Source organism: Streptomyces sp. NPDC004539 (assembly GCF_040610055.1).
In the GTDB taxonomy this organism is placed as follows: domain Bacteria; phylum Actinomycetota; class Actinomycetes; order Streptomycetales; family Streptomycetaceae; genus Streptomyces.
This window is the reverse complement of sequence record NZ_JBEXLS010000004.1, coordinates 116,420-138,163: the sequence shown is the minus strand read 5'-3', so window position 1 is coordinate 138,163 and position 21,744 is coordinate 116,420. Positions and strand designations below refer to the sequence as shown.

Genomic DNA, 21,744 nt, shown 5'->3' with positions numbered 1-21,744 from the left:
CGGTGGTGTCGATGGTGGGGGTTGACCGGAGGGGAAGGTCAAGGGGTGGGGGTTTCCCGTGGTCGGGAGGGGTTTGCGTTGGCATCGGGTGCGGGGCGCGACCTACAGTGCAGGGGCGTTGATGGTCGTACTGTCGTACGGAAGTGGGAGTCCTGTCGTGCCTCGTATCGCACTCGTCACCTGCCGTCCCGGACCCGATGTCGTCGCGGACCAGGACCTTCCGGGGCTGGTGGAGGCCCTGCGGTCGGCCGGGGCCGAGGCGGTGGCGGTGCCGTGGGACGACCCCGACGCCGACTGGGGGTCCTACGATCTCGCCGTCATCCGCTCGACCTGGGACTACTCCTGGCGGTCGACGGAGTTCCTGGCCTGGGCGGGCAAGTGCGCGGGCCTCACGCGGCTCGCGAACCCGGTGGACGTCGTCCGGTGGAACGCCGACAAGCGGTACCTGGGGGAGCTGGCGGCGGCCGGTGTCCCCACCGTCCCCACCAGGTATGTGGCGCCGGGTGCTACCCCGGAGCTACCTCCCGAGGGTGAGTACGTCGTCAAGCCCACCTCCGGCGCGGGCGCCCGCTTCGCCGCCCGCTACACCTCCGAGGACCACGACACCGCCGTACGCCAGATCGAGCGGATGCACGCCGAGGGGTTCACGGCGATGGTCCAGCCCTATGTGCGCAGCATCGACGCCCACGGGGAGCGGGCCCTCCAGTTCTTCGGGGGGCGGCTGGTGCACGCCAGCCGCAAGGGGGCGGTGCTGACCCCGGGGACGGCGTACGACGCGGAGAAGGTCGCGCATCCCGGGCTGACCGCGTGGCAGCCGACGGAGGCCGAACTCGCCACCGCCGAGCGGGCGTTGGCGCAGGTGCCCGGGGGTGAGGAACTGCTGTACGCGCGCGTCGACCTCGTCGACGGGGACGACGGGCGGCCCTGCGTGATGGAGCTGGAACTGGTCGAGCCGAACCTGTTCCTGTCGCTGCACCCCGGGTCGGTCGAGAAGGTCGTGGCGGCCGTCCTCGCACGGGCGTGACCGCCCGCCCACACCGCGCTCGCCCGCACAGCACCTGCCCGTACAGCACCTGCCCGCACAGCGCCCGCTCACACCGCGCCCGCCCGCCCCGCCCCGGTCAGTCCCTGACCGTGACCCGTTGCAGCAGGCCCCAGGTGAACTCCGCCGCGACCCGCTGAGGCACCCCCCGCTCGTCCGGGGCCGTGAAGGACAGGCCCCAGCGGGTGGGGGCGGTGCCCTCCAGGGGGCGGGCGGGGGCGAAGGCGGTGGCGGCCTCGTCGACCGTGCAGGACCAGGGGGTGAGGTCGGGGACGGCCCTCAGGGTGGGGGCGGGTGAGCCGGGGGCGCGGATCAGCCACTCGTTCCAGACCGATCCCGTAGGGGACAGCAGGACCTCGAAGCGCAGGGTCGGCCACAGGGGGACCGGCCAGAGCCAGGAGTCGCAGGTCAGGTCGCCGATACGGCGGGTGGCCGTAGTCTCCGGGGCGCCCAGAAACGAGCGGTAACGGCTTGCTGCCGCGCGGCCCCGCGGCGCGTGCCGCATCGCCTGCCAGCGCTTGTTCGCCTCGCGCATCTCCCCTGCGGAGACGCCGAGTTCACGACGCGCCTCGTCCACCAGATCGGGGTTGTGATCGGCCATGCGGCGCAGCAGGACGAGCTGGAAGTCCAGCGGGGTGAAGGGCTGAGGAGCGGGCGGCATACCCCCATCGTCGCCGATCGCGACCCCGGAGCGGCCCTCTTGCCGCAGGTCGGCCGCATCCCCTCCCGCCGGCCCCCTCCTCAGCCCTCTCCTCGGCCCGCTCGTCGGCGAAGATATGGATCGGGTCTTTTCACGACCATTGCCCGGTCGGTGGCTTCTGACTAGCCTGTGTTCGTTATCCCGATCGCCTGTTGAAATATCGAACACACCTAAGGGAGGGGGCCGGCCATGGGACGTCTGGTACCTGCCGTGACCCGGGCTCTGGACATTCTGGAGCTCTTCCTCGACGGGGACGGGACGCTCTCCGCCCCTGACATCGTGCGCCGGCTCCAGCTTCCGCGCACCACCGTGCACGAACTCGTGACGACGCTCTCCGCCCGCTCGTACATCGTCCCGGTGCCGGGCCAGCCCGGACGGTACCGGCTCGGCGTCCGGCCGTACCAGCTCGGCAGCCGGTACGCGGAGCAGCTCGACCTCGCGGCGGAGGGGCAGAACGTCGCCCGGTCCGTCGCCGAGACCTGCGACGAGACCGTGCACGTCGCGATCCTCGAAGGCGCGGACGTCATCTACATCGCCAAGGTCGACTCGACGCACGCGGTGCGGATGGTCTCCGCCGCCGGACGCCGGCTGCCCGCGCACTGCACGTCCGTCGGGAAGATGCTGCTCGCGTCGCTCCCCGAGCACGAGCTGAGCGTACGGCTGCCCGCCGACGCCGAGTTGGTGCGCATGACGCCCAACAGCATCACGGAACCGGGGGCGTTGAGGGAGGCGCTCGCCGTCATCCGCGAGCGCGGGCTCGCCGTGGAGAGCAGGGAGTCCAACCCTGACGTGAGTTGTGTCGCCGCGCCCGTCCGGGACCGTACCGGGCAGGTCGTCGCCGCGCTCTCCATCTCGGTGCCGATGATCCGGTGGAGCGACGAACGCCGGGTGGAACTGGAGCAGTTGGCGGCCAAGGGCGCCGTCGACCTGTCGGAGCGGCTCGGATACCGGAGCGTGGCGTGATGTCTTTCGAGGTGGCGGTACGGGCCGAGGCGACGCTCGGCGAGGGGCCCACGTGGGACGCGCACGCCGGACGGCTGCTGTGGCTCGACATCCTCGGGTCGCGGGTTCACACGTACGACCCGGTGAGCGGGCGGCGGAGCGTACGGGTGACCGAGCAGCACGTCGGCGCCGTGAAGCCGCGCGCCGGGGGCGGGCTCGTCCTCAACCTGCGGGACGGCGTGGGCCTGTTGGACCCCGACGACTCCTTCCGCTGGCTGCACCGCGAGGTCGTCCCCGGCCGGCGCGCGAACGACGCGGCGGTCGCCCCGGACGGCACACTGTGGGCCGGCACGATGCGGTACGACGAGGCGCCGGGCGGTGGCACGCTGGCCCGCTTCGGGGCAACGGGCCTGCTGGAGACGGTCCTTGACGACGTCGCCGTCAGCAACGGCACCGGCTGGAGCCCCGACGGCGCCCTCATGTACTACGTCGACTCGCCCACCGGCCGCGTCGACGTCTTCGACTACGACGGCGAACGCGTCGGCGGGCGGCGGGAGTTCGTGACGATCGAGGACGGCGCCGGATTCCCCGACGGCCTCACGGTCGACGCGGACGGCTGCGTGTGGGTCGCGCTGTGGGACGGCGGCGCCGTACGGCGCTACACCCCCCAGGGCGAGCTGGACCGGGTGATCTCCCTGCCCACGCCCCGCGTCACGGCCTGCGCGTTCGGCGGCGCGGACCTGACCGACCTGTACATCACGACCGCGCGGATCGGCCTCGACCGGCCGCACCCCGTCGCGGGATCGCTGCTCGTGGTGCCCGGCGCGGGGAAGGGGCAGGCGCTTCCGGCGTTCGCGGGGTGAGCGCGGTGCGGGTGGGCTCGGGTCGGCCCACCCGCTCTCCCGTGGCCCGTCCCGCGCGGCCTTCCGGGTCCGGCCTCCGACCCCTGCCCCGCCCCTGGCCTCTCGCCCCACCCCCTACTCCAACCCCGCCCGCTTCCTCTCCTCCGCCGTCAACGGCGCATCCTCCAGCGCGGGTCGGAGCGGCCCCGCGATCGCCGCCAGCAGTACCGAGGGGGCCAGCAGTGCCTGCCCCCCTCGCTCCAGGGACGTCACGTCCGTGACCGCCCGCGCGATCCGCCCGTTGCCGGTCGCCGTGTGGAGCAGCCGGCCCACGTACGCGGCGAGGGCGCGGTCGCGGAAGGTGGGGCCGGTCTCCGTGGCCCCGGGGTAGAAGACGTCCATGCCGAGGGCCAGGTCCCAGGCGGCCGACGCCGGCCGGGACACCGCCTTCTGGATACGCCGGGACAGCCCCCGCCCGCCGATGCCGTGACGGATCGTCAGATCGCGCAGGATCAGGGCCTGCTGGGCGGCGACCGACATGCCGTGGCCGTAGACCGGGTTGAGCGCGCACAACGCGTCGCCCAGGACCGTGTAGTTGTCCGGCCAGGATGTCATCTTCTCGTAGAAGAACCGCCGGTTGGCCATGGTCCGGGTGAAGGCGACGTCGGTGAGCGGGGTCGCCCGTTCGACGAGGTCGGCCAGCACCGGGTGGCGCAGCGTACGGGCGTAGGCGCTGAACTCGCCGGTGTCGGAGCTGGGTTCGCCGCCCCGGGTGCCGAACAGGGTGACGAGCCAGATGCCGTTCTCGATGGGCAGGAGCACCCCGGCCCGCCCCGGTTCGCCGGTGCGCGGGTCGGGCTGGACGTTGACGACGGGGAATTCGTCGCGGGCGGCCTCGGGGGCGCGGAACAAGCGGGTGGCGTAGGCGCCGCCGGAGTCGACCACGCGGTGCGGCGGTTCGGGGAGCCCGAGTTCCTTGAGCCAGTGGGGAGTTCGGGAGGCGCGTCCGGTCGTGTCGACGAACAGGTCGGCTTCCAGGGTCCGTTCGGTGCCGTCCCGGTGGCGGAGCCGAACTTGGGTGACCGCGTTGGCGGTCCCATCCAGGCCGAGCGCCTCGGTCTCCTGGAGGAGCCGGATGCGCGGATGGGCGAGGACGGCCGCGCGCACGGTCGCGTCCAGGAGGTCGCGGCCGGCCAGGAGCATGTGGTGGGACTCCGGCCAGCGGCGGTACCAGCCGTACGGGGAGAGGACCACCATGTCGGTGGTCACGGCGTGCCGTCGTACGCCCGCCTCGGCGAGGCGGGAGGCGATGCCCGGGACGAGTTCGGCGAGGGCTCGGGCGCCGCCGGACCACAGCTGGTGGGCGTGGCGTGCCTGCGGCAGGTTCTTGCGGGGAGCCGCCTCGGCGGGCAGGAAGTCCCGTTCCACGAGGGTGACTTCGGTGGCCGTCTCGGCGAGGGCGCGGGCGGCCAGGAGTCCGGCGAGCGAGCCGCCCAGGACTACGGCGGTGCTGGTCATGGGTGGTTGCTTTCTGCGGGTTTCCGGGAGGCGGCGGCCCGGACGGCGGCGAGGTCGTCGGGGGAGCGCAGGGCGCGCGAGACGTCGAGGATGGTCTGGAGGAGGTCCGTGGGGTCGGGCTGGCCGGTGCCCTCGGGCGGCTGGGCGTCGACAGGGCGGGCCACCGTGTCCTGGATGGCGCAGGCCGCGGCCAGTGCGCGGGCCCGCCCGGCGGGGTGGCCCAGCGCGACGGCCGCCTCGTAGCGGCGGCTCGCCTCCGCCTCGTCCAGCCTGCGGGCGAGTGCCAGCAGGACGTCCCGGATGAACGTCTCCCGCCGGATCAGGCGGAGTTCGGCGGTGGCGCGCAGCGTGAACGGCACGCCGGAGCCCTGCGCGTCACGCAACAGCGTGTACAGCGCGCGCAGTTCGATCCGGGTCCGGTGCAACTGCCAGCGCTCGTGCAGGTACTGGCCGGTGTGCGGGAGGATGAAGCCGAGGGCGACCAGGACCGCCGAGAGACACGCGGCGAGCGGCGCGATCGTCGTACTGAGCGAGTCGAGGTCGTTGCCGGTCCAACGGGCCACGACGGCGGTGAGTTTGAGGACGTCGAAGACCAGGTTCAGGGCGTAGCCGATGACGAGGAAGACCAGCCCCGAGCGCAGCCAGGCGTCGAGTCCGTCGGTGCGCACCCAGTTCCAGATGAGGCGGCTCGTGATCAGGACGGCGACGCAGTGCGCGAGGAGGTAGAGGACGATCTCCTCCCGCATGAAAGGGGTGTTGGCGTAGTACGTGTCCAGGTCGCGCACCCGCTCCACCGGCGCGTCCGCGAGGAGGAACAGCACCCACAGCAGGGCGATGACACCCGAGTAGACGCCGATCACCCACCGCATCGCGCGCCGCGTCGAGGGCGTCAGGTCCGAAAGGCCGTTGCGCCAGGCGATGATGAGCAGCAGGCACGAGCCGGCGAACGCGGTCAGCAGCGAATAGCACCACGGCGCCGAGATGTTGGGGACGCCCGTGACCCGGTTCGTCCAGCGGATCGTGGACGGCGCCACGAACACGAACACCGCGCACGCGAGCAGCAGCAGCCCGCCCACCGCCCGCAGCAGGGGGTCGCGCCACAGCCGGACGATCGTCGGGAGCTTGATGGCGAGCGCCGCGCACAGCATCACCGTCGGCACCCAGAACGAGACGGAGACCGCGTCGAACGTCATCGCCCGCGGCTCCCGCGCCCCGGGTACCCCAGCAGCCGCTGCGCGGTCACGGGCCCGAACTCCCCGCCCACCGGGCGCAGATAGGCGCGTACGGCGGCGGCGAGCCGGTGCCCGAAGTCGTCGGCCTCGGCCTCGTCGACCTGCCGGGAGCCGTCACGGGCGGCGGCCGTCAGGGGGACGTCCTCCCAGCCGGACAGGGCGTCCACGGCGGCGTGCCGATGCCGGTGCCGGGCGTGCAGGTGCCACAACTCGTGCCCGAGGATGACGAGTTGCTGGACCTCCTCGGCGCGCTCCTCGACGATGACCAGGTCGAAGTCGTGGAACTCCACCCACAGGCCGGTCACCTCGATCTCGTCCGGGAAGCGTTCGAACCGGACCTCGACCCGCCGCCCGCTGCGCCGCGCGGTCATCTCCTCGCACAGCGCGCGGCACAACTCCCGTGCGTCGTAGGGGCGTCGGGCACGTCTGGCGAGCCCTTCCGCCAGGTCGGAGGTCAGCCCGCGCATGGCCGAGCCGGTCCTCGCGCGCCGCAGCGCGGAGGAGAACCGGACCGCGCCCGCGATGTCCATCGGTGCCCCCTTCTGACTGCCCTGCGGCAGCCTGTTCGAGCCTACGCGGGTGGATGTGTCCGCGTCATGAGGGAGCGGTGGAAAGCGCTGTCGGAAACAGTGTCGCGGGCGGAGCGGACGCGGCTGACGGCGCTCCGTCCCTCGGCGCCCGCCACGCCGCCGTGCGGAGCGGGCTCAGCGGCGGATCGTCCGGCCCCGGTACAGCCGTCCCGGGACGTCGGTGAAGGTCAGGTCCAGCCCGACGCCGTCGCGTTCGGCGTGCAGGTGGAGATGCGGTTCGGTGGTGTTGCCCGAGTTGCCGACCTCGCCCAGGAGTTGGCCGGTGCGGACGAGGTCGCCGGGGCGCACGGTGACCGAACCGGGGCGCAGGTGGGAGAGTTTGACGATCTCGTGCCCGGTGTCCAGGAAGACGTGGTTGCCATGGGCGGGCTGGTAGCGGAGTTCGCCGGGCCGCTGGTCGTCGACCACGCCGGCCGCGGAGATCACCTGGCCGTCGCAGGGGGCGTGCACCGTCCGTCCGTACGCGGCGTACGCGTGCGCGTCGTGGCCGGGCCGGGTCCGGGTGCCGAGCGGGCCGAGCCCGACCAGGTCGACGGCGCCACGCTGCTCGGTGACCCGGGCGTGGTGGTTGATCAGCGCCCCGCCGCCCTGGAGGACGTACCAGGTGCCGTCCAGCGGGAAGCGCAGCGGGCGCGACAGGGCCGTACCCCAGCGGTGGCGGCGCGCGGCCGTCACCAGGGCCAGCGCCGCCACCAGCAGCCCCGCCCCGAGTACTACGGGTATCCCCGGGGTGCCGGTGGGCAGGCCGGGGAGGCGGACGGCGGAGGCGAGGGCCACGGCGGCGGCCGTGCCGACGGCCCGGCGCAGCGTCCGGGGCTGCCGGGCGGGGGCGGACCGGGCCCCGGCGAGGACGAGGAGCGCGGCGAGCGCGGCCAGGTCGCCGAGCCAGGTGAGCCGGTCGCCCGCGCCCCACAGCCGCAGGACGGTCCACAGGGCGACCGGCAGCAGGAACAGCGCCCTGGTCAGGGGCGTGGGCAGGCGCCGGGCGGGCGGGGCCGGGGCGTAGTGGGAGCCCTCGACGAGCAGGCCGGTGAGCTCGCCGCCCGGCGTGGCCGTGGCCCAGACCCTGACCCGGCCCGTGGCGCCGCGCAGGAGCAGGCCGTCGGGGCTGTCCTCGACGGCCTGGAAACCGCCGATCCGCTCCAGCGTGCCGCGTACGACCTCCTCCAGCCGGTCGGCGCCGACCGCCTCCACCACGCTCGGGGCCAGTGCGGGGCGGTCGGCCGGGGCCGCCGTGAGGAAACGGGCGAGGGTGCCGGCTACCGGGGGGAGGTCGGGCATGGCGGGGGTCCTCTCAGTGGCCGGCACCCGTAGTACTCAAGGGGTAGGCGTTCCCTACGCCCGAGGTCAGGGGCTCGGCCTGCAAGACGATCACCGGTGGGCCGAGGTTTCCCCTCCGGGAGATTCGTGTCGTAACCATTGACGTGAGGCGGATGGGAACCTACGGTCCCTGTTCGAAGTTACGAGCGTTATTCGATATTTCGGACGATAAACGGGTCTCGAAGAGCAAGGGCAGGCAATGGGACGACCTGACCTGAATCGCAGGCAACTTCTCGCCGCGGCCGGCGGCCTCCTGGTCGCGGGCAGCTTCGGCTTCGCCGCGCTGGGCAGCGGAGCCGACGCGCTCGCCTCCGGCGCACGGACACGGGTGCGGTACTGGAACCTCTTCCAAGGCGGCGACGGCGGCAACATGGTCGCCATGGTCGACGCCTTCCGCAAGGCGAACCCCGGGGTCGACGTCAAGGACTCCACCCTCACCTGGGGCGGCCCCTACTACACCAAGCTCGCCATGGCCGCCGCCGGCAGCCGCGCACCCGACCTCGCGGTCATGCACCAGGGCCGCGTCCCCGGATTCGCCCCCGGACGGCTGCTCGACCCCTGGGACATGGACCTGCTCGCCAAGTACGGCGTGCGGGAAACGGACTTCAACCCCGTGCTGTGGCAACGCGGGCTCGTCGGCGGCGAGTTGTACGCCCTCCCGCTCGACATCCACGCGCAGCTCAACTTCTACCGCAAGGACGTCTGCCGCAAGGCCGGGCTCCTCGACGCGAACGACCGCCTCCCGGAGGCGACTTCGGCCGACGCCTGGTTCGACGTCCTCAAAGCGGCCAAGAAGCAGCTCAAGCCCGGCGTACAGACCCTCGGCCTGCACGCCAACGACCAGAATTTCGCCTGGTGGTTCTTCGTCGCCTTCTACCAGCAGCTCGGCGGCGGCTGGTTCGACGACGCGCGCACCGAGGTCGTCTTCGACACCGAAAAGGCCACCCAGGTACTGGAGTTCCTCCGCAAGCACGTCACCGACGGGTACGTCACCGTCGGCGCCTCCGACGGCGAGGCGTTCATCGCGGGGTCGCCGTTCGCGTGGGAGGGCAACTGGTCCGTCCCCTACTACGGGGGCGCCGGCGTCGAGTTCGGCGCGCAGCCGCTCCCGCCCGTCTTCGGGCGGCCCGCGACCCACGTCGAATCGCACTCCTTCGTCCTGCCCCACCAGTCCGACCGGGGCGGCGTCACGAACGACGGCGCCCACCGCCTCGCCGCCTACCTCGTCACCCACGCCACCGCCTGGGCCGGCGGCGGCCACATCCCCGCCTACCTCCCGACGTTCGAGGACCCGGCGTACCTCGAACTCAGCCCGCAGAACGAGTACTCCCGGCCCGCGATGGACCACCCCGCGACCGAACCCCGCATCTGGTTCGCCGGGTCGACCGGCGTCCTGGCGGGCCGGGTCGGACCGGCCGTCGCCGCCTCCAACCTCGGCTCCACGAAACCCGCCGACGCCGCCCGCCGCATGAAACGCGCCCTCGAAGTGCTCCTGGAGTCGAAGAACCCGATGGACGGGCTGACCGCGGCACAGGAGGCGACGGCATGAGCGGCACCGCGTCTTCGCGAACGGCCCGCCCCGGCGTCCTGAAGGGAGCCGCCGCATGAGCAGCACCGGACTCGTCGACACCCGCGTCACGCAACCCCGTTCGGCCACCGCCGCCGACTCCGCCCGGCTGCGCTGGGGGCGCCGCTTCCAGCACGGCGGCTGGTTCGTCGCGCCGTTCTTCGTGCTGTACGGGCTGTTCGTGCTGCTGCCCGTCGTCCGCGGCCTCTACCTGAGCCTCACCGACGCCAACATCTCCGGCGACCACACCAGTTTCGTCGGACTCGCCAACTACCGCGAGGCCCTGCGCGACGACCTCGTCTGGTCCTCGCTGTGGCACAGCGTCAAGTTCACCCTGTACGTCGTCCCCGCGATCGTCGTCGTCGCGCTGCTGATGGCGCTGATCGCGCACCACGCCGCGCACTTCAAGTGGGTGTGGCGGCTCTGCTTCTTCGCGCCGTTCCTGCTGCCCTCGGCCGTCATCGGCAACCTGTGGTGGTGGCTGTTCCAGCCCACCAACGGCATGGTCAACCACGTCCTCGGCCTCGACACCCCCTGGCTCACCCAGAAGTCGACGGCCCTGCTCGCCGTCGTGGTCGCGACCCTGTGGTGGACGGTCGGCTTCTCCTTCCTCCTCTACCTCGCCGCACTCCAGGCGGTGCCCCAACACCTCTACGAAGCGGCCGAGTTGGACGGCGCCAACGCCTTCCAGCGGCTCCTGCACATCACCGTCCCGAGCCTGCGCAACATCACCGGGCTCGTCGTCGCGCTCCAAGTCCTCGCCTCGCTCCAGGTGTTCGACCAGGCGGTCGTCATGTACCAGTTCGGGCCCGGGCCGGAGGAATCGACGCGCACGTTCGTGCAGTACACCCTCGAAGAGGGCTTCACCAACTACCGCGTGGGATACGCCTCCGCGATCTCCATGGTCCTGTTCGTCATCGTCGCGGCCGTCGCGCTGGGCCGGATGTGGCTGCTGCGCCGGCGTGAGGAGGGGACAATCCGATGAGCACGTCAACTCCGGTACTGCGCAAGCCCCGTAGCACCTGGACGCCCGGACAGATCGCGCTGACCGTCGTCGCGGCCGGCCTCTCCCTGCTCTGGCTCGCCCCGCTCGTCTGGGCGCTGTCCACCTCCCTCAAGTCGCCCGAGGAATCGGTCGCCGCCCCGCACTGGATACCGAAGGACTTCACCCTGGAGTCCTGGCGACAGGTCTTCGAGGCCGGCAACATCCCCAACTGGTTCGTGAACTCGGTCGTGGTGTCGGTCTGCGTCACCTTCCTCGTCCTGATCGTCTCCGCCCTCGCCGGATACGGCTTCGCCCGCACCGAATTCCGGGGCAGATCAGCCCTGTTGGCCCTCACGATGGCCGGCCTGATGTTCTCCCCGGCGATCCTCGGCGTCCCGCTCTTCACGACCGTCCAGTCGCTCGGCATGGTCGACACCTACTGGGGCATGATCCTGCCGCAGTGCGCGCCGGCCGCGATGGTCTACATCCTCTACAAGTTCTTCCAGTCCCTGCCGCGGGAGTTGGAGGAGGCCGCGTTCATCGACGGCGCCGGCCGCTGGCGGATCTTCTTCACCATCGTCCTCCCGCTCTCCAGGCCGTCCCTCTCGGCGGTCGGCATCTTCACCTTCATCGCCTCCTGGAACAACTTCCTGTGGCCGTACATGGTGACCAACAACCCCGATCTGATGACCATGCCGAACGGCATCGCCACCGTGCAGAACGCGTTCGGGATCGTCTGGCCGCAGCTCATGGCCGGCGGACTCATCGCCGGGCTGCCGCTGATCATCGTCTTTGTCTTCTTCCAGAGCCAGATCGTGCGGGGCGTCGCGCACACCGGTCTGGCCGGACAGTGAGAGGGCATCCGATGCGCCTGAGGCTGACGACCGTCCTGACCGCCGCACTCCTCGCGCTCGCCCCGACGACGGCGAACGCCACCCCGGTCACCCCAGCCATCCCGGCAACCCCGGCAACCCCGGCCATCCCGGTCACTCCGGCGACCTCCGCCACCCCTGCCTACCCCGACCCCCAGCCGATCACCGGCCAGCAGATCATCCACGACCCCACCCTGATCCGCCTCAACTCCGGCGGATACGTGGCCTATTCGACCGGCGGCATACTCGGCGCCCGCCTCTCGAAGGACCGCGTCCACTGGGACGACGCGGGCAACGCCTTCGCGACGCCCCCGAGTTGGTGGTACGAGTACAACGACACCGGAGACCCCTGGGCGCCCGACATCTCCTACCGGGGCGGCAAGTACTGGCTGTACTACGCCGTTTCGTCCTGGGGCACCAACCACTCCGCGATCGGCTTCGCCACCTCGCCCTCCGGCCTGCCCGGCACCTGGACCGACCACGGCAAGGCGTTCACCTCCGAACGCACCGACGACTTCAACGCCATCGACCCCGCGCTGATCCGCGCCGACGGACGGCTCTGGATGAGCTTCGGTTCGTACTGGACCGGCATCCGCATGGTCGAGCTGGACCCGAGGACCGGCCGGGCCGTCCCCGCCGCCGAGGTCCACCACCTGGCGACCCGCCCCGACGCGCCGTACGCGGTGGAGGGCCCGTACATCGTGCGGCACGGGCGGTACCACTACCTGTTCGCCTCCTATGACACCTGTTGTGCGGGAGTGAACTCCACGTACAAGATCAGGGTGGGCAGGTCGGCCTCGGTGACCGGCCCCTACGTGGACCGTCAGGGCAAGCCGATGCTGGAGGGAGGGGGAGATCTGGTACTTGAGGGCCACGGCAGATACGTGGGTACGGGGGGTGAGTCGGTCTTCCGGGACAGGGGCCGGGACTGGCTGGCGTACCACTACTACGACGCTGAGGACGACGGCGTTCCGAAGCTGGGACTGAACCGACTGGACTGGACAAGGGACGGCTGGCCCCACGTGGTCTAGCCCTCCGTGCGAAAGGAAGAAATGCGAACCGCCCGCTTCACACTCGACCCCGCCTTCACGGTCGGCGAGGTCAGCCCCCGGCTCTTCGGCTCCTTCGTGGAACACCTCGGCCGCTGCGTCTACACCGGCATCTTCGAGCCCGGCCACCCCGCCGCCGACGCCGAGGGCCTGCGCCAGGACGTCCTCGACCTGGTCCGCGAACTCGGTGTCACCACCATCCGCTACCCCGGCGGGAACTTCGTCTCCGGCTACAAGTGGGAGGACTCGGTCGGCCCGGTCGAGGACCGCCCCCGCCGCCTCGACCTCGCCTGGCGCTCCACCGAGACCAACCGCTTCGGCCTCTCCGAGTACATCGCCTTCCTGCGCAAGCTCGGCCCGCAGGCGGAGCCGATGATGGCGCTCAACCTCGGTACCCGGGGGGTGGCCGAGGCACTCGAACTCCAGGAGTACGCCAACCACCCCTCAGGTACTACCCTCGCGGAACTACGGGTGGCGCACGGCGACAAGGAGCCCTTCGGCATCAAGCTCTGGTGCCTCGGCAACGAGCTGGACGGCCCCTGGCAGACCGGCGCCAAGACCGCCCAGGAGTACGGCCGGATCGCCGCCGAGACCGCCCGCGCGATGCGCCAGATCGACCCGGACGTCGAACTCGTCGCCTGCGGCTCCTCCAGCCAGTCCATGCCGACCTTCGCCGCCTGGGAGGCGACGGTCCTGGAGGAGGCGTACGACCTCGTCGACTACATCTCCCTGCACGCCTATTACCAGCCCGAGAACGGCGATGTCGACTCCTTCCTGGCCTCCGCCGTCGACATGGAGTCCTTCATCGAGAACGTGGTGGCCACCGCCGACCACATCGGCGCGAAGCTGAAGTCGAAGAAGCGGATCAACCTCTCCTTCGACGAGTGGAACGTCTGGTACATCTCGAAGTGGCACGAGATCGAGAACTCCGGCGAGCGGGACTGGGCGGAGGCTCCCCGGCTCCTGGAGGACAACTACAGCGTCATGGACGCGGTCGTCTTCGGCTCGCTGATGATCGCGCTGCTGCGGCACGCCGACCGGGTCACCGTCGCCTGCCTCGCGCAGCTCGTCAACGTCATCGCGCCGATCATGACCGAGCCGGGCGGGCCCGCGTGGCGCCAGACCACGTTCTTCCCGTTCGCGCAGGCCGCGCGGTACGGGCGGGGCGAGGTCCTCGACGTACGGGTGGACTCGCCGTCGTACGACACGAAGCGGTTCGGGGAGACGGACCTGCTGCACGCGACCGCCGTGCGGGGGGACGACGGTTCCGTGACCGTGTTCGCCGTGAACCGCAGTCGTACCGAAGGGCTACCGCTGGAGGTGGCTCTCGGGGGGCTCGGGGTCGACAGGGTCGTCGAGCACAGTGTGCTGGCCGACGCCGACCCCGACGCCCGTAATACCCTCGCCGACCCGGAGCGGGTCGCGCCGCACGCGGGGGAGGGGACGGCGCTGGCGGACGGCAGGCTGACGGCGACGCTGGAGCCGCTCTCCTGGAACGTCATCCGCCTCGCGTGAGGTGGTTCCGCCCGTGCCGGGAACTGGCCCCACAATGGGCCCATGAGGATCTCGGCACGGGCGGACTACGCGGTACGGGCGGTACTGGAGATCGCCGTACGCCAGGGCGACGACCCGGTGAAGACGGAGACCGTCGCCCTCGCGCAGGACATCCCGCACAAGTTCCTGGAGGGGATTCTCGGCGATCTGCGCCGGGCCGGGGTCGTCGACAGCCGGCGCGGCGGGGGCGGGGGGTACCGGCTGGCCCGGGACGCCTCGGCGATCACCGTCGCCGACGTCATCCGGGGGGTGGACGGGCCGATCGTCTCCGTACGCGGGGAGCGGCCCACTGAGCTGACGTACAAGGGGACCGCCGAACCGCTGCTCCCGCTGTGGATCGCGCTGCGGGCCAACGTACGGCGGATTCTGGAGGGGGTCACGATCGCGGACCTCGCGGGGGACGCGCTGCCGGGGCCGGTGAGGGCGCTGGCGGCGGAGCCGGCGGCCTGGGAGAACCCCTAGGGGCGGGCCCCGTAGTACTTGAGTGTGAAAGAGACTCCTGTGAATGGCCGGAGTTCGACGTAGGCGCCGAACTCCCTTGTCCCTACGATGCGTTCGCCCCGGCCTTCACGGAAACCGCACAGATCCTCCATAGGTTTCGGCCGGGGCGTGACCACCCCCCACGGACCGATTCACGGGAGATCCCATGAGAACCGGTGCACTTCTGCTCGGCGGCGCCGCAGCCGCCCTCCTCGCCACGGCGCTGCCCGCCCAGGCGGACCCGGCGTTCATCGACCCGCCGCCGGACAAGATCGTCATCAACCTCGCGACCATCAACGGCTCCGGCTGCCCCGCCGGCACCGCCGCCGTCGCCGTCTCCGAGGACAACACCGCGTTCACCGTCACCTACAGCGACTACCTCGCGCAGGCGGGCGGGAACTCCGACCCGACGGCGTTCCGCAAGAACTGCCAGCTCAACATGGTCGTCCATGTGCCGGGCGGCTTCACCTACGCGATCGCGAGCGTCGACTACCGAGGGTTCGCGTCCCTCCAGCGCGGCGCGACCGGCCTCCAGCGGTCCTCGTACTACTTCCAGGGGTCCTCGCAGACCGCGTTCAAGAGCCACACCTTCAACGGCTCGCTCGTCGACAACTGGCAGGCCACCGACTCCACCGAGTGGGCCCAACTGGTCTGGGCGCCCTGTGGAGTTCAGCGCAACTTCAACATCAACACGGAGGTCCGGGTGACCGCCGGGACGCAGTCGCCGGGGAAGGTCAGCTTCATGACCATGGACTCGACGGACGGGGACTTCGCGACGATCTACCACATCGCGTGGAAGGAGTGCCCCGGTAAGTGAGCGCGGAGGAGCGGCCCCGGTGCGCACCGGGGCCGCTCCCGTGTCCGGCGTGACCGCTCCCGCGCCGGGGCCGTCGCTCGCGCGGTGGTTACCGCTCGATGCCGAGGGTGAGGCTGCCGGAGTAGCCGGCGGTGGGTGAACTGCCCAGTGCGGTGAGGGTGAGGAGGCCGGAGGCGGCGCCGCCTTCGTCGTAGATCGAGTCCTGCGCGAGGGTCGTGCGGGTGACCGTGTTCGTGCTGTACGGGGTGAGCGCGCCGACTCTCGCCGTGACCGTCTCGTCGAAGAAGAGCTGGCCGGTGTGGAGTTCCTGGCCGCCGGTGAACGAGCCGTTCGAGGTGAGGGTGACGTTCACGTGGACCTTGACGTGGATGTGCACGCAGCGGCCCCGGTACCAACCCGGGTACACCGTCGTGATGTTGGCGACGCCGCTGGAGTTCGTGAGGACGCCGCCGCGCAGGAAGGTGCCGCTGTCCGGTTCGGTGTGGCCGTTGCTGCCGACGAAGCCGGAGTACTCGCCGAGGACGTCCGCGTGCCAGATCTCCACCAGCGCGTTGCTGATCGTCGCGCAGGTGTCGTCGTCCACGACGGTGAGGGCCAGTTTGAGCGGGAAGCCGGTCTTGCCCTCGGTGATGTCCGCCCTGACGTACTGCCCGTCCAGGTAGTACGGGCCCTCCGTCATCTCCTTCGTCAGCGTGCAGACGGCCGCCGCCGCGACCGGAGTCGCCTGTACGGCCTGCGAGTTGTCCGAGTCGTGCGCGGACGCGACACCTACGGCCAGGGTCGCGGCCGTCGCCCCGCCGGCGACCAGCACGGTACGCCGGCCCACGGGGAGGCGGGGTTCTGAGCGGGGTTCGGGGGTGTTCAACGGGTTCTCTGTCATGAACACGGCACCGTAGGGAGGGTTTCTATTGGGGAGCTGTCAGAAAGGTAAAGTGACTCATCGTCAAGTCTCGTGCGAGACAGGTGTGTTGGATGGGTCGCATACTCAAGGGTGTTGCCCGGGTTCCCTGGGGGAGCCTCATGGACGCGGCGCTGGACGAACTGGGCGACCGGATCTGCTCACTCGGCTTCGTCGTCTCGGAGGCCACCCCTCATGTGGTGCCGTTCCTGGTGGAGTTGGCCGGGGACGGTTCGGTCCGGTGCCGTGCGGACGTCCTGGAGCTGATCCGTAAGATCTACTCGGCCCGGGCGTGGGAATCGGCCGGTTCGTCGAGTTCGCCGAAGAGTCTGGACGAGCGTGTCGCCTGGGAGGCTGCGCGGCGACTGGTGGTGGTGCTCGGGTAGGGCGCGGGGGTTTCGAAGAGTTTCGGGTAGGTGCTCGGGGCGTTGACGCGCAAAGGGTTCGATTCTACGGTCCGGTTCGGTGACGCGAATGTCGTTCGGAAGGTCGAACGGTGAACTCCCCCCACTTCAAGGAGCGTCTGTATGGGCCGTACGTCTCGGAGGGCCGCGTGGATCGCGGTGCCTGCCGCGTTCTTGCTCGCGTTGATGCCGACGGCGGCGTCGGCGTATCCGAACCCCGGGCGGGTCACCGGGGACACGGTTGTTCATGATCCGACGATGATCCGGACGTCCGGCGGCCGGTATCTGGTGTACGGGACCGGGGGCGGGATCTCGTATCGGACGTCCACCGACCGGGTCGCCTTCAGCGCCGGGGGCGACGCCTTCGCGAACAAGCCGAGTTGGTGGTCGTCGTACGGGGCGACCGAGGCGTGGGCGCCGGACATCTCGTATCGCGGGGGCAAGTACCTGCTGTACTACGCCGTTTCGACGTTCGGATCGAACAAGTCGGCGATAGGGCTGGCGACTTCGACGAGCGGGCTGCCGGGCTCATGGGCGGACCAGGGGGTCGTGTACAGCTCGGCCGGCTCCAGCGACTACAACGCCATCGACCCGAACCTCTTCGTGGACGACGACGGCAAGTGGTGGCTGTCGTTCGGGAGTTGGTGGACGGGGCTGAAGATGATCCAGCTCGACCCGGGGACCGGCAAGCAGCTCGGCAGCAACACCCCCCGCTACTCCGTCGCGTCCCGCCCCACCGGGACGAAGGCGGTCGAGGCGCCGTTCGTGGTGAAGCGCGGCGGGTACTACTACCTCTTCGCGTCCTACGACACCTGCTGCGCGGGCACGAGTTCGACGTACAAGGTGAAGGTGGGCCGCGCGAGCGGCGTCACCGGGCCGTACTACGACAGGAACGGCGTCGCCCTCATGAACAACGGCGGCACCCCCGTCCTGGAGACCCACGGCAGCGTCATCGGCCCCGGCGGACAGTCGATCATGGCCGATTCCGACGGCGACCTGATCGTCTACCACTACTACGACGGCAACGACAACGGCACCCCCAAGCTCGGCATCAACCTGCTGAACTGGAGCTCGGGCTGGCCTGTGGCCTACTGAACGGATGGAACTGAGCGCACCGGCCGTCGAGTTCGAGAAAGCGGTACGGCAGGGAGCCGAGCCCAGGGCCACCGCGCTCGCCATCTGCACGCGCCTCGGTATCCCCCGCGCGGAAGCGGAGTCACGACTGCGCGCGGCCGACGCCCTGTTCACCGAGTCCGGCCCCGGATCGGAGCCGGACCTGGCGCTCTTCCTCGACACGGGTCACGTCTTCGTCGTCGACCGTCCGCTCGACGAGAGGGAGACCGAGATCCGTGACCTCCTCGTCCGGGCCACCGGTGCGATGGGCCGCGTCCCCAGCGGACTCGCCCACAGCCTCGGACGCTGGTGGCGCACCGGCGAGTTGACGCGGGCCTTCCTCGTACTGGCCCGGCGGGAGCAGGTGCGGGGAGACGCCGGGGCGTACTGGTCCGCGCTGGCCGCCGCCGGGGAGCTGCTGCTCGGCAGCGCCGGAGACGGAGTCGGCGAGGCCGGCAAGGGCGGCGACGAGAGTGTCGTCACCGCATGGGAGAAGTGCCGGACGTCAGCCGCGTCGCACACCCCGTAGTACCCGCGGTACCCGTAATACCGGAAGGGCAGCACCCGTAGTACCCCGCACCCCTCCCGGTACCAGGTACTACCGGTACTGCCCGTAGCTCTCAGGGACGACCCGTAACGACGCGCCCCCTGCCTTCGTCCCCCTACCCCGCCTGCCCCATCCCCGCCGCGTTCGGCCAGCTGCCCGCGTTCGGCCACCCCGTGGCCGGCGCAGGGGAGAGGCCGTTCGTCCCGCGGACCTGCGCGGCGGTGAGACCGCCGCGCGCCGGAACGCCGGGCGGGGTCATCCCGGGCGGAGCGACAGGCGGCGGGGCCATCATCGGCGCGGGCGCGGGCGCGGGCGCGGGCGCGGGCGCGGGCGCGGCGGCCGGTGGCGGCGTAGGCATCGACTGCGGCGCCGGCATCGGAATTCCCGCCCCGTTCGACGGCATCGGTATCTGCTGCGGCACCTGGGCCATCATCGGCGCGGCCATGGGCGCCTGCGCCATCATCGGCGCCGCGGCCATCGGAGCCGGCGCCTGCGCCATCGCCGGCACCATGGCGGCCGGGGCCATCGCGGCCGGAGCCATCGGCGGCGCCATCGGAACCATCGGCGCCTGCATCGGCAGTCCGGCTCCGACGGCCGCCGCCATCGGAGCCGGGGCGCCGACCGCGAGGGCCTGAGCGGCAAGTCCCTGCATGCCGGCGCCGTTCGTGACCAGCCGGTCGACGGCGGCCGTACCGGAGCTGTAGCCCATCGCGGGCGCGAGCTCGGGCACGGGCGCCCCCTTACGGGTCCCGTAGAGCACCTGTTCCATCCCGGACACCAGTCGACGCACGTCGACCTGGGGGCGCACCACGAGCCGCAGGAAGCGGCTGGAGGAGCCGATCTTGTTACCGCACTCCCGGACCAGGACCCGGTGCTCGGTCAGCAGCCGGTCCCGGACCACCGTCCCCTCGGCTCCCACCGGAAGACGGACGAACAGGAAGTTCCCCTGAGAGGGGTAGACCGTGAGACCCGGCAGCGCGGACAGCTGACTCGCCATCTCCAGCCGGTCCTTGCGCACCTGCATCAGACTCTGCGCGTACTCCGGCCCGTGGTCCTTCAGCATGAACACCACGTGCTCGGCGAAGGAGTTGAGGTTCCACTTCGGCAGCATCGAGCGGACCTTGCCGGCCAGCGACGGGTTCGCGACGAGGTAGCCGAACCGGATGCCGTGCAGCCCGAAGTTCTTGCCGAGGCTGCGCAGGACGACGACGTTGGGCCGCAGCATCGCCTCCTGGACGACGCTCGGCTCCTGCTCGGCGTCGGAGAACTCCAGGAACGACTCGTCGATGACGATCAGGTCGAGGTCGGCCATGGAGTCCATGAACTGCACCAGCGCCTGCCGGTGCTGGAAGCCCCCGTCGGGGTTGTTCGGGTTGCAGATCACCGCGACCCGCGTCCCCCGGGTCCGGATGAACTCCGAGTACTGCGCGAGGTCCAGGACGAAGCCGTTGGCCTCCTGGAGCGGGAACATGTCGACCCGCTTGCCGGTCTCCATCGGCTGGTCCGTCCACCGGCCGAACGTCGGCACCGGCACCGCGAGCGACTCGCGGACCAGCAAGTGGTCGATCCAGGTGATGAGTTCGGTGGAGCCGTTGCCCATCGCCACGGCCTGCGGCGGGAGTTGGAGGAGGTTGCACAGCTCGGAGGTGATCGTGTCGGCGCTGCTCGGGTAGTACGTGATGATGTCCCGGAACCGGGCCGCCATGTCGTCGAACATCGCGGGCGTCGGGAAGTACGGGTTGCACGGGATACAGAAGTCGACCGGGCCGGTGCCCTCCCCGCCTTCTCGCGTCAACGCCGCCATCGACGGGCTGTGCGCCGCCGTGCTGCGGAACAACGAGGTGACGTTGTCGGCCATGGAACCTCCGTAGTGGGCGGGCCCGTTGGGGACGACCGGGCCCGTCGCGGCTGGGCGGCCCGTGCGGGGAAGCACGGGCCGCCCTTACATACGGAGGCTGGGGTGGCGCTGTTCACCCACTGAGAAATCGGTAAGAAGTTGTGAGTCTTCTGTGGGCAACGTCCGTATGGCTAAGGCTCGTTGACCAGAGCCGCGCCCTCCGGCCGGCTCACCGCGCCCCCGGCAGCCTCAGCGCGCGCTGAACGAGTGCACCGTCCGAGTCCGGTACGTCTGTCCCGGACGCAGCGTCGTCGAGGGGAACTTGGGCTGGTTCGGCGAGTCCGGGAAGTGCTGCGTCTCCAGGCAGAGCGCGTCACCCTGGCGGTAGGTGTGGCCGCCGGTCCCGGTCAGGGTGCCGTCCAGGAAGTTGCCCGAGTAGAACTGGAGCCCCGGCTGGTCCGTCGCGATCTTCAGGGTACGGCCCGACTTGGGGTCGCGCAGCGTCGCGACGTGCACCGGCTTCGCCGTGATCCCCTTGTCCAGCACCCAGTTGTGGTCGAACCCCTTGGCGAGGACCTGCTGGGCGTGCCCGGCGCGGATGTCGCGGCCGATGGTCTTCGCCTTGCGGAAGTCGAAGGGCGTACCGGTGACCTTGGCCAGCTCACCCGTGGGGATGAGACCGGAGTCGGTCGGGGTGTAGCGTCCGGCGGCGATCGTCAGCTCGTGGTTCTCGATCGTGCCGCTGCCCTCACCCGCGAGGTTCCAGTACACGTGGCTCGTGAGGTTGACGACGGTGGCCTTGTCGGTGGTGGCCTCGTAGTCGATGACCCAGTCGCCGTGCTTGGTCAGCGTGTACGTGACCTTCGTCTTCAGCGTGCCCGGGTAGCCCATCTCGCCGTCGACGCTCGTGTAGTACAGGCGCAGACCGACGTCCGTGCCCTTCACGAACGGCTCGACGTTCCAGACGTGCTTGTCGAACCCCTTGGTGCCGCCGTGCAGGCTGTTGGCGCCGTCGTTGACGGACAGCTGGTACTTCTTGCCGTCCAGCGTGAACTGGCCCTTGCCGATGCGGTTGCCGTAGCGGCCGATCAGCGCGCCGAAGTACGGGGACTTGGCGACGTAGTCCGCGATGTTGTCGAAGCCGGCGGAGACGTTCGCGTAGCGGCCGTGCCGGTCCGGGGTCTCCAGGGAGTGCACGATCCCGCCGTACGACAGGACCTTCAGCTTCGTGCCGCCGTTGGCCAGCGACCAGAGGTAGACCTTCGTGCCGTCGGCGAGCGTGCCGAACAGCTTCTTCGTCGGAGTACGGCCGGCCGTCGTACCCGTAGTACCCGTGCTCGCCTCGGCCGTCCCGCCGAGGGTGGTCGCGGCGAGACCCGCCGCGGCGGCGCCCGCGATGACCGTGCGTCTGTTCAGTTCCATATCTGCGGCCCCT

Annotated in this window: 21 protein-coding genes; 13 read left to right on the top strand and 8 right to left on the bottom strand. The window is 70.8% G+C overall.

Annotated features, from left to right (window positions below; genetic code table 11):
• The first annotated feature begins 157 nt into the window (after positions 1 to 157).
• Positions 158 to 1,024, top strand: a complete 867-nt coding sequence (locus ABZX85_RS10110; protein WP_355864458.1) for a hypothetical protein — start codon at positions 158 to 160, stop codon at positions 1,022 to 1,024.
• Between the two features lie 97 nt (positions 1,025 to 1,121).
• On the opposite strand, the gene ABZX85_RS10105 is transcribed toward ABZX85_RS10110, so the two are convergent.
• Positions 1,122 to 1,703, bottom strand: coding sequence for a hypothetical protein (locus tag ABZX85_RS10105; RefSeq protein WP_355864455.1), 582 nt, complete (start codon positions 1,701 to 1,703; stop codon positions 1,122 to 1,124).
• A gap of 228 nt (positions 1,704 to 1,931) precedes the next feature.
• Between ABZX85_RS10105 and ABZX85_RS10100 the strand changes: the two genes are divergently transcribed.
• Together ABZX85_RS10100 and ABZX85_RS10095 are read left to right on the top strand one after the other, a co-directional pair.
• Positions 1,932 to 2,705: an IclR family transcriptional regulator gene (locus ABZX85_RS10100; RefSeq protein ID WP_355864452.1), complete on the top strand. Its 774-nt coding sequence runs from the start codon at positions 1,932 to 1,934 to the stop codon at positions 2,703 to 2,705.
• Complete coding sequence (locus tag ABZX85_RS10095; protein ID WP_355864449.1) at positions 2,705 to 3,547, top strand: SMP-30/gluconolactonase/LRE family protein; 843 nt, start codon at positions 2,705 to 2,707, stop codon at positions 3,545 to 3,547. The genes ABZX85_RS10100 and ABZX85_RS10095 overlap by 1 nt, the downstream gene beginning before the upstream one ends.
• Before the next feature lie 114 nt (positions 3,548 to 3,661).
• On the opposite strand, the gene ABZX85_RS10090 is transcribed toward ABZX85_RS10095, so the two are convergent.
• From ABZX85_RS10090 to ABZX85_RS10075, 4 genes are all read right to left on the bottom strand, one after another.
• Positions 3,662 to 5,044: an FAD-dependent monooxygenase gene (locus ABZX85_RS10090; protein ID WP_355864446.1), complete on the bottom strand. Its 1,383-nt coding sequence runs from the start codon at positions 5,042 to 5,044 to the stop codon at positions 3,662 to 3,664.
• Positions 5,041 to 6,237: an MAB_1171c family putative transporter gene (locus ABZX85_RS10085; protein ID WP_355864443.1), complete on the bottom strand. Its 1,197-nt coding sequence runs from the start codon at positions 6,235 to 6,237 to the stop codon at positions 5,041 to 5,043. The genes ABZX85_RS10090 and ABZX85_RS10085 overlap by 4 nt, the downstream gene beginning before the upstream one ends.
• Positions 6,234 to 6,806, bottom strand: a complete 573-nt coding sequence (locus ABZX85_RS10080) for a toxin-antitoxin system, toxin component family protein (RefSeq protein WP_355864440.1) — start codon at positions 6,804 to 6,806, stop codon at positions 6,234 to 6,236. Before ABZX85_RS10080 ends, ABZX85_RS10085 begins: the two co-directional genes overlap by 4 nt.
• 174 nt (positions 6,807 to 6,980) lie before the next feature.
• Positions 6,981 to 8,147 carry a M23 family metallopeptidase gene (locus ABZX85_RS10075; RefSeq protein ID WP_355864437.1) on the bottom strand — a complete coding sequence of 389 codons (1,167 nt, stop codon included), beginning with the start codon at positions 8,145 to 8,147 and terminating at the stop codon, positions 6,981 to 6,983.
• A 238-nt stretch (positions 8,148 to 8,385) separates the two neighbouring features.
• Between ABZX85_RS10075 and ABZX85_RS10070 the strand changes: the two genes are divergently transcribed.
• The 7 genes from ABZX85_RS10070 to ABZX85_RS10040 all read left to right on the top strand — a co-directional run bounded on the left by ABZX85_RS10070 (position 8,386) and on the right by ABZX85_RS10040 (position 15,510).
• Positions 8,386 to 9,735 (top strand): extracellular solute-binding protein, encoded by a 1,350-nt coding sequence (locus tag ABZX85_RS10070; RefSeq protein WP_355864434.1) that lies wholly within the window; start codon positions 8,386 to 8,388, stop codon positions 9,733 to 9,735.
• 55 nt (positions 9,736 to 9,790) lie between these two features.
• Positions 9,791 to 10,738 carry a sugar ABC transporter permease gene (locus tag ABZX85_RS10065; protein ID WP_355864431.1) on the top strand — a complete coding sequence of 316 codons (948 nt, stop codon included), beginning with the start codon at positions 9,791 to 9,793 and terminating at the stop codon, positions 10,736 to 10,738.
• Positions 10,735 to 11,592: a carbohydrate ABC transporter permease gene (locus tag ABZX85_RS10060; protein WP_355864428.1), complete on the top strand. Its 858-nt coding sequence runs from the start codon at positions 10,735 to 10,737 to the stop codon at positions 11,590 to 11,592. Before ABZX85_RS10065 ends, ABZX85_RS10060 begins: the two co-directional genes overlap by 4 nt.
• A gap of 11 nt (positions 11,593 to 11,603) precedes the next feature.
• Entirely contained in the window at positions 11,604 to 12,641 is a 1,038-nt protein-coding gene (locus ABZX85_RS10055) for a family 43 glycosylhydrolase (protein ID WP_355864425.1), read from the top strand.
• Between the two features lie 21 nt (positions 12,642 to 12,662).
• Positions 12,663 to 14,174, top strand: a complete 1,512-nt coding sequence (locus ABZX85_RS10050; RefSeq protein ID WP_355864422.1) for an alpha-N-arabinofuranosidase — start codon at positions 12,663 to 12,665, stop codon at positions 14,172 to 14,174.
• A 42-nt stretch (positions 14,175 to 14,216) separates the two neighbouring features.
• On the top strand, positions 14,217 to 14,675 hold the full coding sequence (locus tag ABZX85_RS10045; protein ID WP_355864420.1) for an Rrf2 family transcriptional regulator: 459 nt from the start codon (positions 14,217 to 14,219) through the stop codon (positions 14,673 to 14,675).
• Positions 14,676 to 14,859: 184 nt separating this feature from the next.
• Positions 14,860 to 15,510: a DUF4360 domain-containing protein gene (locus ABZX85_RS10040; RefSeq protein ID WP_355864418.1), complete on the top strand. Its 651-nt coding sequence runs from the start codon at positions 14,860 to 14,862 to the stop codon at positions 15,508 to 15,510.
• A gap of 88 nt (positions 15,511 to 15,598) precedes the next feature.
• Here the strand turns inward: ABZX85_RS10040 and ABZX85_RS10035 are convergent, their stop codons facing one another.
• Positions 15,599 to 16,390 (bottom strand): intradiol ring-cleavage dioxygenase, encoded by a 792-nt coding sequence (locus ABZX85_RS10035; protein WP_355864416.1) that lies wholly within the window; start codon positions 16,388 to 16,390, stop codon positions 15,599 to 15,601.
• 92 nt (positions 16,391 to 16,482) lie between these two features.
• On the opposite strand from ABZX85_RS10035, the gene ABZX85_RS10030 reads away from it, so the two are divergent.
• The 3 genes from ABZX85_RS10030 to ABZX85_RS10020 all read left to right on the top strand — a co-directional run bounded on the left by ABZX85_RS10030 (position 16,483) and on the right by ABZX85_RS10020 (position 18,454).
• Complete coding sequence (locus ABZX85_RS10030; RefSeq protein ID WP_355864414.1) at positions 16,483 to 16,794, top strand: hypothetical protein; 312 nt, start codon at positions 16,483 to 16,485, stop codon at positions 16,792 to 16,794.
• A gap of 141 nt (positions 16,795 to 16,935) precedes the next feature.
• Positions 16,936 to 17,907: an arabinan endo-1,5-alpha-L-arabinosidase gene (locus ABZX85_RS10025; protein ID WP_355864412.1), complete on the top strand. Its 972-nt coding sequence runs from the start codon at positions 16,936 to 16,938 to the stop codon at positions 17,905 to 17,907.
• Positions 17,908 to 17,911: 4 nt separating this feature from the next.
• Positions 17,912 to 18,454, top strand: coding sequence for a hypothetical protein (locus ABZX85_RS10020; RefSeq protein ID WP_355864411.1), 543 nt, complete (start codon positions 17,912 to 17,914; stop codon positions 18,452 to 18,454).
• Positions 18,455 to 18,587: 133 nt separating this feature from the next.
• Here the strand turns inward: ABZX85_RS10020 and ABZX85_RS10015 are convergent, their stop codons facing one another.
• Together ABZX85_RS10015 and ABZX85_RS10010 are read right to left on the bottom strand one after the other, a co-directional pair.
• Positions 18,588 to 20,330, bottom strand: coding sequence for a histidinol-phosphate transaminase (locus tag ABZX85_RS10015; protein WP_355864409.1), 1,743 nt, complete (start codon positions 20,328 to 20,330; stop codon positions 18,588 to 18,590).
• A 228-nt stretch (positions 20,331 to 20,558) separates the two neighbouring features.
• Positions 20,559 to 21,731, bottom strand: a complete 1,173-nt coding sequence (locus ABZX85_RS10010) for an aldose epimerase family protein (protein ID WP_355864407.1) — start codon at positions 21,729 to 21,731, stop codon at positions 20,559 to 20,561.
• Positions 21,732 to 21,744 lie beyond the last annotated feature (13 nt).

Bases quoted from the DNA above. Each gene is read 5' to 3' on its own strand.
- ABZX85_RS10105 (WP_355864455.1), bottom strand. From the start codon at position 1,703: ATGCCGCCCGCTCCTCAGCCCTTCACCCCGCTGGACTTCCAGCTCGTC.
- ABZX85_RS10100 (WP_355864452.1), top strand. From the start codon at position 1,932: ATGGGACGTCTGGTACCTGCCGTGACCCGGGCTCTGGACATTCTGGAG.
- ABZX85_RS10095 (WP_355864449.1), top strand. From the start codon at position 2,705: ATGTCTTTCGAGGTGGCGGTACGGGCCGAGGCGACGCTCGGCGAGGGG.
- ABZX85_RS10090 (WP_355864446.1), bottom strand. From the start codon at position 5,044: ATGACCAGCACCGCCGTAGTCCTGGGCGGCTCGCTCGCCGGACTCCTG.
- ABZX85_RS10085 (WP_355864443.1), bottom strand. From the start codon at position 6,237: ATGACGTTCGACGCGGTCTCCGTCTCGTTCTGGGTGCCGACGGTGATG.
- ABZX85_RS10080 (WP_355864440.1), bottom strand. From the start codon at position 6,806: ATGGACATCGCGGGCGCGGTCCGGTTCTCCTCCGCGCTGCGGCGCGCG.
- ABZX85_RS10075 (WP_355864437.1), bottom strand. From the start codon at position 8,147: ATGCCCGACCTCCCCCCGGTAGCCGGCACCCTCGCCCGTTTCCTCACG.
- ABZX85_RS10070 (WP_355864434.1), top strand. From the start codon at position 8,386: ATGGGACGACCTGACCTGAATCGCAGGCAACTTCTCGCCGCGGCCGGC.
- ABZX85_RS10065 (WP_355864431.1), top strand. From the start codon at position 9,791: ATGAGCAGCACCGGACTCGTCGACACCCGCGTCACGCAACCCCGTTCG.
- ABZX85_RS10060 (WP_355864428.1), top strand. From the start codon at position 10,735: ATGAGCACGTCAACTCCGGTACTGCGCAAGCCCCGTAGCACCTGGACG.
- ABZX85_RS10055 (WP_355864425.1), top strand. From the start codon at position 11,604: ATGCGCCTGAGGCTGACGACCGTCCTGACCGCCGCACTCCTCGCGCTC.
- ABZX85_RS10050 (WP_355864422.1), top strand. From the start codon at position 12,663: ATGCGAACCGCCCGCTTCACACTCGACCCCGCCTTCACGGTCGGCGAG.
- ABZX85_RS10045 (WP_355864420.1), top strand. From the start codon at position 14,217: ATGAGGATCTCGGCACGGGCGGACTACGCGGTACGGGCGGTACTGGAG.
- ABZX85_RS10040 (WP_355864418.1), top strand. From the start codon at position 14,860: ATGAGAACCGGTGCACTTCTGCTCGGCGGCGCCGCAGCCGCCCTCCTC.
- ABZX85_RS10035 (WP_355864416.1), bottom strand. From the start codon at position 16,390: ATGACAGAGAACCCGTTGAACACCCCCGAACCCCGCTCAGAACCCCGC.
- ABZX85_RS10030 (WP_355864414.1), top strand. From the start codon at position 16,483: ATGGGTCGCATACTCAAGGGTGTTGCCCGGGTTCCCTGGGGGAGCCTC.
- ABZX85_RS10025 (WP_355864412.1), top strand. From the start codon at position 16,936: ATGGGCCGTACGTCTCGGAGGGCCGCGTGGATCGCGGTGCCTGCCGCG.
- ABZX85_RS10020 (WP_355864411.1), top strand. From the start codon at position 17,912: ATGGAACTGAGCGCACCGGCCGTCGAGTTCGAGAAAGCGGTACGGCAG.
- ABZX85_RS10015 (WP_355864409.1), bottom strand. From the start codon at position 20,330: ATGGCCGACAACGTCACCTCGTTGTTCCGCAGCACGGCGGCGCACAGC.
- ABZX85_RS10010 (WP_355864407.1), bottom strand. From the start codon at position 21,731: ATGGAACTGAACAGACGCACGGTCATCGCGGGCGCCGCCGCGGCGGGT.